Below are 11,819 nucleotides of genomic sequence, written 5' to 3'. Positions count from 1 at the left end.
CGCGCCGGCAAGCGGGCTCCCAGTGGAGCGGGGTGGGCCGGGGGGGGGGGGGCGCGGGCTTGCCGGCGATAGGGCCGGTACCGTCAATACATCATCTAACCTTTGGCGCCTGGGGCCAGCATGTTCTCCGGCCTCACCCACTGGTCGAACTGCTCGTTGGTCAGGTATTTCAGTTCCAGCGCCGCCTCACGCAGTGTCTTGCCTTCGCCATAGGCCTTCTTGGCGATCTCCGCGGCCTTGTCGTAACCAATGTGCGGGTTCAGCGCCGTCACCAGCATCAGCCCACGCTCCAGGTGCGCGGCCATCTGCTCGGCGTCCGGCTCGATACCCGCCACGCAATGCTGCTGGAAGTTGCGGCAACCGTCGGCCAGCAGCTCGATCGACTGCAGCAGGTTATGAATGATCACCGGCTTGAACACGTTCAGCTGCAAATGCCCCTGGCTCGCGGCAAAGCCGATGGCGGCATCGTTGCCCAGCACCTGGCAGGCCAACATCGACAGCGCCTCGCACTGGGTCGGGTTGACCTTGCCCGGCATGATCGAGCTGCCCGGCTCGTTGGCCGGCAGGCGCACCTCGGCCAAGCCTGCCCGCGGGCCGGAGCCGAGCAGGCGCAGGTCGTTGGCGATCTTCATCAGCGCCACGGCGAGGGTCTTGAGGGCGCCGGCCAGGGTGGTCAAGGGCTCATGGCCGGCGAGGGCGGCGAACTTGTTCGGCGCGGTGACGAAGGGCAGGCCCGACAGCGCCGCCAGCTCTGCAGCGATAGCCTCGGCGAACCCGTGCGGGGCATTCAGGCCCGTGCCCACCGCGGTGCCGCCCTGGGCCAGCTCGCACACCGCCGGCAGGCTGGCGCGGATCGCCCGTTGGGCGTAGTCGAGCTGGGCGACGAATGCCGACAGCTCCTGGCCGAAGGTGATGGGCGTGGCGTCCATCATGTGGGTGCGGCCGGTCTTGACCAGGTGCTGGTGACGCGCCGAGAGCTCTGCCAGCCCCGCCGACAGCTCGGCGATCGCCGGCAGCAGCTTATGATGCACCGCCTGGGCGGCGGCGATGTGCATGGCGGTAGGGAAGCAGTCGTTGGAGCTCTGGGAGCGGTTGACGTGGTCGTTCGGGTGCACCGGCGCCTTGCCGCCACGGCCCTTGCCGGCCAGCTCGTTGGCGCGGCCGGCGATCACCTCGTTGACGTTCATGTTGCTCTGGGTGCCGCTGCCGGTTTGCCAGACGACGAGCGGGAACTGGTCGTCATGTTCACCTGCGAGCACTTCGTCGGCAGCCTGCTCGATGAGCCGGGCGATGTCCGCCGGCAGGTCGCCGTTGCGGTCGTTGACGCGCGCGGCGGCCTTCTTGACCAGGGCCAGGGCGTGCAGCACGGCCAGGGGCATGCGCTCCTTGCCGATGGCGAAGTTGATCAGCGAACGCTGGGTCTGCGCGCCCCAGTAGGCGTCCTCTGGAACTTCGACCGGGCCCAGGCTGTCTGTCTCGATACGGCTCATACTGCGTTCACTCCTTTGTCAGTCCGAAACCGCAGTTTAGGCCCTGAATCGACAGAGCGGTTCCGTCGCTCGTCGCGCCACTTGAGCACTGTGCCCGCTGCGGCGCAGAATGCTCTTCTCTGAGGTAACCCCTCCCTCTCTTGAAGGAAATGCAATGACCCGTCTCCGTGCCCTTTGCGCCGCCGCCGCCGTTACCCTGGCCTTCGCCAGCGGCCAGGTCCTGGCCGCCACCGCCAGCCACAACGCCGCCGCGGAAAAATTCCTGACCCTGGCCAACGCCGACAAGCTGGGCACCCCGGTCTACATGCAGGTCCAGCAAATGTTCGCCCAGCGCTTCGCCCAGACCAAGGCACCTGCCTCCAAGCAAGCCGTGCTGGAGAGCTACCAGGCCAAGGCCAACGCCGCCCTGGACAACGCCATCGGCTGGAACAAGATCAAGCCGGACATGGTCAAGCTGTACACCGACACCTTCACCGAGGCCGAGCTCAAGGACCTGGTCAAGTTCTACGAATCGCCCCTGGGCCGCAAGGTCATGCGCGAGATGCCCAAGGTCACCCAGCAGTCGGCCCAGATGACCCAGGCCAAGCTCGAGCCGGCGGTACCGGTGGTCAACAAGCTGCTCGACGACATGACCAAGGAACTGGACCCGAACGCCGGCAAGGCCGCACCCGCGAAGAAGTGAGTAACGCCCGATGAGCATGCAGCAACGCATCGAACAGCAGCTGGCGCCGCTGGCCACGCAGCACCTTGAAGTGCACAACGAAAGCCACATGCACAGCCGTGGCCAGGAGACCCACTACAAGGCGGTGCTGGTCAGCGAGCAGTTCGCCGGGTTGAACAGCGTCAAGCGCCACCAGAAGGTCTACGCCACCATGGGTGAGCTGATGGGGCAGATCCATGCCCTGGCCATCCACACCTACACGCCGGAGGAATGGGCGGCGGTCGGTGTCGCGCCGGCCTCGCCGGTGTGCGCGGGCGGCGGGCACTGAATCCTTTCGGTCGTTCTGATACAATCCGCGTCATTCCCTGGGGGCCGCTGCGCGGCCCATCGCCGGCAAGCCGGCTCCCACAGGTCCAGTGCAGCGCTTGATGGCTGCGCCGAACCTGCGGGGGCCGGCTTGCCGGCGATGGGCTGTGCAGCAGCCCCCATGCTTTTGTAGAACCCGGTCCGCCCCTTACGAGGGTGACCACCTGGAGAATCGATTCATGACCCAAGCTATCGTCGTGGCGGCGCTGTACAAGTTCGTCACCCTGGAAGACTACGTCGAGCTGCGCGAGCCGCTGCTCAAGACCATGGTCGACAACGGCGTCAAAGGCACCTTGCTGCTGGCCCTCGAAGGCATCAACGGCACCGTCTCGGGCACCCGTGAAGGCATCGACGGCCTGCTCGCCTGGCTGCGCAGCGACTCGCGCCTGGTGGACATCGACCACAAGGAATCCTACTGCGACGAGCAGCCGTTCTACCGCACCAAGGTCAAGCTCAAGAAAGAGATCGTCACCCTGGGCGTGCCGGGCGTGGACCCGAACCACAAGGTCGGCACCTACGTCGAGCCCAAGGACTGGAACGCCCTGATCAGCGACCCCGAGGTGCTGCTGATCGACACCCGCAACGACTATGAAGTGGCCATCGGCACCTTCAAGGGCGCCATCGACCCCAAGACCGAGACCTTCCGCCAGTTCCCCGAGTACATCAAGGCCAACTTCGACCCCAGCAGGCACAAGAAGGTTGCGATGTTCTGCACCGGCGGTATCCGCTGTGAAAAAGCCTCCAGCTACATGCTCGGTGAAGGCTTCGAGGAGGTCTATCATCTTAAGGGCGGCATCCTGAAATACTTCGAGGAAGTGCCTCAGGAAGAAAGCCTCTGGGACGGCGACTGCTTCGTCTTCGACAACCGCGTCACGGTGCGCCATGACCTGACCGAGGGCGAGTACGACCAGTGCCATGCCTGCCGCCACCCGATCAGCGTGGAGGACCGTGCGTCCGAGCACTATTCGCCAGGCATCAGTTGCCCGCATTGCTGGGACAGCCTGAGCGAGAAGACCCGGCGCAGCGCCATCGACCGGCAGAAGCAGATCGAGCTGGCCAAGGCGCGCAACCTGCCTCACCCGATCGGTTACAACTACAAAGCCGAGGCTTGACTGCATGTCCGCACGCCTGCTGTATGTGATGGACCCGATGTGCTCCTGGTGCTGGGGCTTCGCCCCGGTGGCCGAGGCGCTGATCGCCCAGGCCCGTGAGGCCGGCGTGCCGACGCGCCTGGTGCCCGGCGGGCTGCGTTCGGGCAGCAGTGCCCTGGACGCCTCGACCCGTCGCTACATCCTCGAGCACTGGCAGGCGGTCGCCGAGGCCACCGGCCAGTCCTTCCGCTTCGAAGGCGCCATGCCCGATGGCTTCGTCTACGACACCGAGCCAGCCTGCCGCGCCCTGGTGGCCGCCCGCGAGCTCGACGCCGAGCGGGCCTTGCCGCTGCTGGGGGCGATCCAGCGGGCGTTCTACGAGCAGGGTGTGGACGTCACCCGCGCCCCGCAATTGGTGGAGCAGGCCGAGCAGGCCGGTTTCGACCGTGCGCGGTTCGCCGAGGCGTTCTCCAGCGCCGACATTCGCGCCGCCACCGTAGCCGACTTCAGCTGGGTGCAAGACCTCGGCATCGCCGGCTTCCCGACCCTGCTGGCCGAACGCAATGGCCAACTGGCCCTGCTGACCAACGGCTACCAGCCGCTCGAGCGCCTGCAGCCTTTGCTCGGCCGCTGGCTGCAGCAGGCCGCTTGTGCTTGACCTGCCAGGGTCGTCCGACCCTGTGCCGGGGAAGGCCCCCGCTGTGGCCGATCGATTGAGCTGGGCCGAAATCCGTCGCCTGGCCCTGCACCACAAGAAAGCCCTGTGGACCGCTAACCTGGTGGCGGTGCTCGCCGCCTTGTGCAGCGTGCCGATCCCGTTGCTGCTGCCGTTGCTGGTGGACGAAGTGCTGCTGGGCCATGGCGACGCCGCGCTCAAGTGGATGAACCACTTCTTGCCCGGCAGCTGGCAGGTGGCGGCCGGCTACATCGGCCTGATGCTCTTCGCGACCCTCTGCCTGCGCCTCGCCGCGCTGGCCTTCAACGTGGTCCAGGCCAAGCTGTTCGCGGGCCTGGCCAAGGACATCGTGTACCGTTTGCGCATCCGCCTGATCGAGCGACTCAAGCGCATCTCCCTCAAGGAATACGAAAGCCTGGGCAGCGGGACCGTGACCACGCACCTGGTCACCGACCTGGACACGCTGGACAAGTTCGTCGGCGAGACCCTGAGCCGCTTCCTGGTGGCCGTGCTCACCCTCACCGGCACGGCCGCCATCCTCATCTGGATGCACTGGCAGCTGGCCATGCTGATCCTGCTGTTCAACCCGCTGGTGATCTACTTCACCGTGCAACTGGGCAAGCGGGTCAAGCATCTGAAGAAGCTGGAGAACGACAGCACCGCGCGTTTCACCCAGGCGCTGGCCGAAACCCTGGATGCCATCCAGGAAGTGCGCGCCGGCAACCGCCAGGGGTACTTCCTCGGCCGCCTCGGCCTGCGGGCCCGCGAGGTGCGCGACTATGCCGTGGCCTCGCAGTGGAAGAGCGACGCCAGCGGCCGTGCCAGCGGGCTGCTGTTCCAGTTCGGCATCGATATCTTCCGTGCTGCGGCCATGCTCACGGTGCTGTTCTCCGACCTGTCCATCGGCCAGATGCTGGCGGTGTTCAGCTACCTGTGGTTCATGATCGGGCCGGTGGAACAGCTGCTCAACCTGCAGTACGCCTACTATGCTGCCGGCGGCGCCCTGAGCCGGCTCAATGAATTGCTGGCGCGGGCCGACGAGCCCCAGTACCCGGCGGCCGTGGACCCCTTCGGCGGGCGTGATACGGTCGGCATCGAGGTGCGCGACCTGCGTTTCGCCTATGCCGAGGAGCCGGTGCTGGAGCACCTGGACCTGTCTATCGCCGCCGGCGAGAAGGTGGCGATCGTCGGTGCCAGTGGCGGAGGCAAGAGCACCCTGGTGCAACTGCTGCTGGGCCTGTACAGCGCCCAGGCCGGGACCATTCGTTTCGGCGGCGCGAGCCTTCAGGAGATCGGCTACGAGACCCTGCGCGAGAATGTCGCGGTGGTGCTGCAGCACCCTTCGCTGTTCAACGACAGCGTGCGCGCCAACCTGACTCTGGGCCGCGACTGCAGCGACGAGGCCTGCTGGCAGGCCCTGCGTATCGCCCAGTTGGACACCACCATCGCCGCTTTGCCTCAGGGCCTGGACAGTGTGGTGGGGCGCTCCGGCGTGCGTCTGTCGGGCGGCCAGCGCCAGCGCCTGGCGATCGCCCGGATGATCCTGGCCGAGCCCAAGGTGGTGATCCTCGACGAAGCCACCTCGGCCCTGGACGCCGCCACCGAGTACAACCTGCATCAGGCCATGGCGCGCTTCCTGAGTGGGCGTACCACGCTGATCATCGCCCACCGGTTGTCTGCGGTTAAACAGGCCGACCGGGTGCTGGTGTTCGACGGTGGACATGTGGCCGAGGATGGCGACCACCAGCAGCTGATCGCCGAGGGTGGGCTGTATGCCAAGTTGTATGGGCATTTGCAGCAGACCTGAACACCTCCTGTGGGTGCGGGCTTGTCCCGCGATTGGCCGCGCAGCGGCCCCTACCAGGCTCTAAAATACCCGTCGAACCCCTGGCAAATGGCCTACGCTGTGCTTGTCTGGGTCGACATACGCCTTTCTGCCTCGGTGACAAGGATTACATGAAGGGAAATCGGACTTTCGAAGCGCCGAAGTTGCTGGGCATCACCTGGCCCTTCGTCGCCGTTGTGATTTTCCAGGTGCTGCTGGGCAGCATGAGCCTTTATGCCATGTCTGCCGTGCGCGCCTATGTGGCGGGCGAAAGCCTGTGGTCCAAGGCCCAGAAAGACGCCATCTACTACCTCAGCCTGTACGCCGACACCCGCGACGAGCGCACCTATCAGCGCTACCTGCAGGCGACCGAGGTGCCCAAGGGCGACCGCGAGTTGCGCCTGGCGCTGGACCAGTCCAACCCCGACGAGGAGGCCGCGCGCAAAGGCATCCTGCAAGGCGGCAACCACCCCGACGACGTTGCCCGGATCATCTGGTTCTATCGCAACTTCCGCCACATCAGCTACATGGAAACGGCCATCGCGTACTGGGACATCGGCGACGACTACCTGCGCCAACTGGACGTGGTGGCCAACGAAATGCGCGCAGGTTTCACCCAGGGCCAAGTCACCCCGGCCGAAGTGAATGCCTGGCGGGCCCGCATCGTCGCCATCAATGAAGGCGTGACGCCGGCCGCCAGGGCTTTCAGCAATGCCCTCGGAGAAGGTTCACGCATGCTGCTGCGCGTGCTGCTGATCACCAACCTGGCCACGGCCCTGTTCTTGATCAGCATCGCCTGGCGCCGTTCGAGCAAACTGCTGGCCCAGCGCCAGGCATTCGCCCACGCTCTACAGGCCGAGCGCGAGCGCGCGCAGATCACCTTGCAGTCGATCGGCGACGCGGTGATCACCACCGATGTCGACGGCATCATCGTCTACATGAACCCCGCCGCCGAACTGCTCACCCACTGGCCGGCCGGCCAGGCCCAGGGGATGCCCCTGGCAGCGTTGTTCAGCCTGGTGGACGAACATGCCGAGCACGACAACCGCACCCTGGTCGAGCAGGTGCTCAGCGGCAGCCTCAAGGGCGGTTCCGAGCATGCCCGGCTGATCCAACGCCTGGATGGCAGCACGGTGTCGATCAACCTGGTGGGGTCGCCGATCTACAGCGACAACAAGGTCACTGGCCTGGTGCTGGCGCTGCACGACATGACCCAGGAGCGCCAGTACATCGCCAACCTGTCCTGGCAGGCGACCCACGATGCCTTGACCGGCCTTGCCAATCGCCGTGAGTTCGAATACCGCCTGGAACAGGCGCTCAACGGCCTGACCCGCCAGGCCGGGCGGCATTCATTGATGTTCCTGGACCTGGACCAGTTCAAACTGGTCAACGACACCAGCGGCCATGCCGCCGGCGACGAGCTGTTGCGGCATATCTGCGCGGTGCTGCAGGCGGGCCTGCGCGAAGGCGACACCCTGGCGCGCCTGGGCGGCGACGAATTCGGCGTGTTGCTGGAAAACTGCCCGCCGGAGCAGGCCGAGCGCATCGCCGAGCAACTGCGCCAGGCTGTGCAGACCCTGCATTTCGTGTGGAAGGGCCGGCCCTTCGTCACCACCGTGAGCGTCGGCCTGGTGCACCTCGCCCAGCCGGCCGGCACGCTGGAGGCCTCCCTGCGTGCTGCCGACATGGCCTGCTACATGGCCAAGGAGAAGGGGCGCAACCGGGTGCAGGTGTACCACCCCGACGATAGCGAGCTGTCCCTGCGCTTCGGCGAGATGGCCTGGATCCAGCGCCTGCACGTGGCCCTGGAGGAAAACCGCTTCTGCTTGTATGCCCAGGAGATCGCCCCGCTGACCGCCATCGAAGGGCCGGGGCACCTGGAGATCCTGCTGCGCCTGCATGACGAAAGCGGCCGTACCATCCTGCCCAGCAGCTTCATCCCCGCCGCCGAGCGCTACGGCATGATGACCGCCCTGGACCGCTGGGTGGTGCGCAACGTGTTCCAAATTATTCGCCAGGCGCTGGACGAAGGCCGTGATGGGCCTCTGGCGATGTGCGCCATCAACCTGTCGGGCTCGAGCATCGGCGACGACAAGTTCCTGGAGTACCTGCAGCGCTTGTTCGAGGAGTTCTGCATACCGCCGCGGCTGGTGTGTTTCGAAATAACCGAGACCAGCGCAATCGCCAACCTGGGCAGTGCCATTCGCTTCATCAACGAATTGAAGGGCCTGGGTTGCAAGTTCTCCCTGGACGACTTCTGTGCCGGGATGTCGTCATTCGCGTACTTGAAACATCTGCCTGTAGACTTCTTGAAGATCGACGGAAGTTTCGTCAAAGACATGCTCGATGACCCCATCAACCGCGCCATGGTCGAGGTGATCAATCACATCGGCCATGTCATGGGCAAGCGGACCATCGCCGAGTTCGTCGAGACGCCGTTGATCGAACAGGCGTTGCAGGAGATCGGCGTGGATTATGCCCAGGGTTACCTCATCGAGCGGCCGCAGGTGTTCACCTGCGACAGCCTGCAGCGCCAACGAATAGCCGCAAGGCCCCTGTTGCACCGGGCGCCTGGGACCTTTCGTTAAAAAGGAGCCGTCCGGATGATCACGTGATTCAAGGAGCTTGAAAGTGATTGATACATTCGTTCGGATCGGTCCTCTGATGGACCCTGCAAGCTACCCCGCCTGGGCCCAGCAACTGCTCGAAGACTGCCGCGAAAGCAAGCGGCGGGTGGTGGAACATGAGTTCTACCAGCGCCTGCGCGATGGCGAGCTCAAGCAGCAGACCATTCGCCAGTACCTGATCGGTGGCTGGCCGGTGGTCGAGCAGTTCTCCCTGTACATGGCCCACAACATCACCAAGACCCGCTATGCCCGCCACCCCGGCGAGGACATGGCGCGGCGCTGGCTGATGCGCAACATCCGCGTCGAACTCAACCATGCCGACTACTGGCTGCACTGGTGCCAGGCCCATGGCGTGAGCCTGGCCGACCTGCAGGCCCAGGAGGTGCCGCCGGAGCTCAATGGCCTCAACGACTGGTGCTGGCGGGTGTGCGCCACCGAGTCGCTGGCGCTGTCGATGGCCGCCACCAACTACGCCATCGAAGGCGCGACGGGTGAGTGGGCGGCTTTGGTGTGCTCGACCGACACCTATGCCCAAGGGTTCCCAGACGCGATTCGCAAGCGGGCGATGAAGTGGCTGAAATTGCATGCCCAGTACGATGATGCGCACCCCTGGGAGGCGCTGGAGATCATTTGCACGCTGGCCGGGGAGAACCCGACCTTGGGGCTGAGGAACGAGCTGCGCAGGACCATCTGCAAAAGCTATGACTGCATGTTCCTCTTCCTTGAGCGGTGCATGCAGCTGGAAAATCGCCAGCAAGGGCGGATGAGGCCCGCATTGGCGGCAGGCTGACGGCCCAATCGCCGGCAAGCCGGCTCCCACGGGTTCCTGAATGGCACGATCGGGGTGGGAGCCGGCTTGCCGGCGATTGCATCAGCCCAGGCAGAGCCCTTATTGAGCGTTGAACGCCTGCCCATTCACCCCGGTGCTGTCCGGCCCCATCAGGTACAGGTACACCGGCATGATCTCTTCAGGCAGCGGGTTGTTCTGCGGGTTCTCGCTCGGGTAGGCCTGGGCACGCATGGCCGTGCGGGTTGCGCCCGGGTTGATGCTGTTGGCGCGCACCGGCGCCACGCCTTCCAGTTCGTCGGCCAGGGTCTGCATCAGGCCCTCGGTGGCGAACTTCGAAACCCCATAGGCACCCCAGTACGCGCGGCCCTTGCGCCCGACGCTGCTGGAGGTGAACACCACCGAGGCGTCCTCGGACAGCTTGAGCAGCGGCAGCAGGGTGCTGGTGAGCATGAAGGTGGCGTTGACGTTGATGTGCATCACACGCATGAAATTGTCGCCCGAGAGCTGCTCCAGCGGCGTACGCGGGCCGATGATCGAGGCGTTGTTGAGCAGCCCGTCGAGGCGCCCGAACTGGTCCTCGATCATCACCGCCAGCTCGTCGTACTGGTGGGGCAGGGCGGTTTCCAGGTTGAACGGGATCACCACCGGTTGCGGGTGGCCGGCGGCCTCGATCTGGTCGTACACCTCGTTGAGGTTGGCCTCGGTCTTGCCCAGCAGCAGCACCGTGGCGCCCAGGGCGGCATAGGCCTTGGCGGCGGCGGCACCGATGCCACGGCCGGCGCCGGTGACCAGGATGATCCGGCCTTTGAGCAGGTCTGGGCGGGCGGTGTAGTCGAACATTGTGTATTCCCTGTATCTGTGAAGCGACGCGAGCCCTTTGGGGAGCGGTGTCGGTCGGTCAGGTCAGCAGCCGCACAGGGCGCTGTCGATCACCTTGCGCAGGTCCAGCGGGTGGTCCACCACCACATCGGCGCCCCAGTTGTTGGGGTTGTCCTGTGGATGAATATAGCCATAGCGCACCGCCGCCGTGCGGGTGCCGGCGTCGCGGCCGGACTCGATGTCGCGCAGGTCGTCGCCCACGAACAAGACGCTGGCCGGGTCCAGGTCCAGGGTCTTGCAGGCCAGGATCAGCGGTTCGGGGTCGGGCTTGCTGTTTTTCACGTGGTCCGGGCAGATCAGCAGGGCCGAGCGCTCGGCCAGGCCCAGGCGCTGCATGATCGGCTCGGCGAAGCGCACCGGCTTGTTGGTGACCACGCCCCACAGCAGGTTACCTTTCTCGATGTCCTCGAGCAGTTCGGCCATGCCGTCGAACAGCTTGCTGTGCACGGCGCAGTCGCGCTGGTAGCGCTCCAGGAACTCCAGGCGCAGGGCTTCGAAGCCTTCGGCGTCCGGGTCCATGGCGAAGGTGGCCGCGACCATGGCGCGGGCGCCGCCGGAAATCACGTCGCGGATGCGCTGGTCGTCGATGGCCGGCAGGCCGCGGTCGGCCAGCATGGCCTGGCAGATGGCGATGAAGTCTGGCGCGGTGTCCAGCAGGGTGCCATCCATGTCGAAGAGTACGGCTCGCAAACGCATGCTCATTCCTCGCGCAGGGTCTGGATCATGTAGTTGACGTCCACGTCGCTGCTGAGCTTGTAGTGCTTGGTCAGCGGGTTGTAGGTCAGGCCGATGATGTCCTTCACCTCAAGCCCTGCGACGCGGCTCCAGGCCCCCAGCTCGGACGGGCGGATGAACTTCTTGAAGTCATGGGTACCGCGCGGCAGCATCTTGAGGATGTATTCGGCGCCGACGATGGCCAGCAGGTAGGCCTTGGGGTTGCGGTTGATGGTGGAGAAGAATACCTGGCCGCCGGGCTTGACCAGGCGATGGCAGGCGCGGATCACCGAGGACGGGTCCGGCACGTGCTCGAGCATCTCGAGGCAGGTGACCACGTCGAACTGGCCGGCCATTTCCTCGGCCATGTCCTCGGCGGTGATGCGCCGGTACTCCACTTCCACGCCCGACTCCAGCTGGTGCAACTGCGCGACCGCCAACGGCGCCTCGCCCATGTCGATGCCTGTGACGTTGGCACCGCGCAGGGCCATGGCCTCGCTGAGGATGCCGCCGCCGCAGCCCACGTCCAGCACCTTCTTGCCGGCCAGGCCCACGCGCTCGTCGATCCAGTTGACCCGCAGCGGGTTGATGTCGTGCAGCGGCTTGAACTCGCTCTCGCGGTCCCACCAGCGGTGGGCCAGGGCTTCGAACTTGGCGATTTCGGCGTGGTCGACGTTGCTCATGGAACAGTCCTCTGAAT

The 11,819-nt window shown here is 65.5% G+C and carries 11 protein-coding genes; 7 read left to right on the top strand and 4 right to left on the bottom strand.

Going from position 1 to position 11,819, the window contains the following annotated elements; all coding sequences use genetic code 11:
• Positions 1-95: 95 nt before the first annotated feature.
• Positions 96-1,490 carry a class II fumarate hydratase gene (locus ACNFG0_RS16120; protein WP_196145735.1) on the bottom strand — a complete coding sequence of 465 codons (1,395 nt, stop codon included), beginning with the start codon at positions 1,488-1,490 and terminating at the stop codon, positions 96-98.
• 154 nt (positions 1,491-1,644) lie between these two features.
• Between ACNFG0_RS16120 and ACNFG0_RS16115 the strand changes: the two genes are divergently transcribed.
• From ACNFG0_RS16115 to ACNFG0_RS16085, 7 genes are all read left to right on the top strand, one after another.
• Positions 1,645-2,172 (top strand): DUF2059 domain-containing protein, encoded by a 528-nt coding sequence (locus ACNFG0_RS16115; protein WP_196145736.1) that lies wholly within the window; start codon positions 1,645-1,647, stop codon positions 2,170-2,172.
• Positions 2,173-2,182: 10 nt separating this feature from the next.
• Positions 2,183-2,479, top strand: coding sequence for a BolA family protein (locus tag ACNFG0_RS16110; RefSeq protein WP_196145737.1), 297 nt, complete (start codon positions 2,183-2,185; stop codon positions 2,477-2,479).
• Between the two features lie 217 nt (positions 2,480-2,696).
• Positions 2,697-3,629: a rhodanese-related sulfurtransferase gene (locus tag ACNFG0_RS16105; protein WP_196145738.1), complete on the top strand. Its 933-nt coding sequence runs from the start codon at positions 2,697-2,699 to the stop codon at positions 3,627-3,629.
• Positions 3,630-3,633: 4 nt separating this feature from the next.
• Positions 3,634-4,266: a DsbA family protein gene (locus tag ACNFG0_RS16100; protein ID WP_416765591.1), complete on the top strand. Its 633-nt coding sequence runs from the start codon at positions 3,634-3,636 to the stop codon at positions 4,264-4,266.
• On the top strand, positions 4,259-6,091 hold the full coding sequence (locus ACNFG0_RS16095; RefSeq protein ID WP_416765589.1) for an ABC transporter ATP-binding protein: 1,833 nt from the start codon (positions 4,259-4,261) through the stop codon (positions 6,089-6,091). Before ACNFG0_RS16100 ends, ACNFG0_RS16095 begins: the two co-directional genes overlap by 8 nt.
• 149 nt (positions 6,092-6,240) lie before the next feature.
• Complete coding sequence (locus ACNFG0_RS16090) at positions 6,241-8,697, top strand: EAL domain-containing protein (protein ID WP_416765587.1); 2,457 nt, start codon at positions 6,241-6,243, stop codon at positions 8,695-8,697.
• Between the two features lie 43 nt (positions 8,698-8,740).
• A complete protein-coding gene (locus tag ACNFG0_RS16085; protein WP_196145742.1) occupies positions 8,741-9,526 on the top strand; it encodes a TenA family transcriptional regulator in 786 nt (261 codons plus the stop codon).
• 99 nt (positions 9,527-9,625) lie between these two features.
• Here the strand turns inward: ACNFG0_RS16085 and ACNFG0_RS16080 are convergent, their stop codons facing one another.
• From ACNFG0_RS16080 to ubiG, 3 genes are all read right to left on the bottom strand, one after another.
• Positions 9,626-10,366, bottom strand: a complete 741-nt coding sequence (locus tag ACNFG0_RS16080; protein ID WP_196155932.1) for a YciK family oxidoreductase — start codon at positions 10,364-10,366, stop codon at positions 9,626-9,628.
• Between the two features lie 63 nt (positions 10,367-10,429).
• Positions 10,430-11,101 (bottom strand): N-acetylmuramic acid 6-phosphate phosphatase MupP, encoded by a 672-nt coding sequence (gene mupP, locus ACNFG0_RS16075; RefSeq protein WP_196145744.1) that lies wholly within the window; start codon positions 11,099-11,101, stop codon positions 10,430-10,432.
• A gap of 2 nt (positions 11,102-11,103) precedes the next feature.
• Positions 11,104-11,802 carry a bifunctional 2-polyprenyl-6-hydroxyphenol methylase/3-demethylubiquinol 3-O-methyltransferase UbiG gene (gene ubiG, locus ACNFG0_RS16070; protein WP_416765585.1) on the bottom strand — a complete coding sequence of 233 codons (699 nt, stop codon included), beginning with the start codon at positions 11,800-11,802 and terminating at the stop codon, positions 11,104-11,106.
• Positions 11,803-11,819 lie beyond the last annotated feature (17 nt).

It is taken from the genome of Pseudomonas sp. NY15372 (genome assembly GCF_048068215.1).
GTDB lineage: Bacteria > Pseudomonadota > Gammaproteobacteria > Pseudomonadales > Pseudomonadaceae > Aquipseudomonas > Aquipseudomonas guariconensis_A.
Note: the sequence above shows the minus strand (reverse complement) of the source record. Positions and strands in the feature narration are given on the sequence as shown.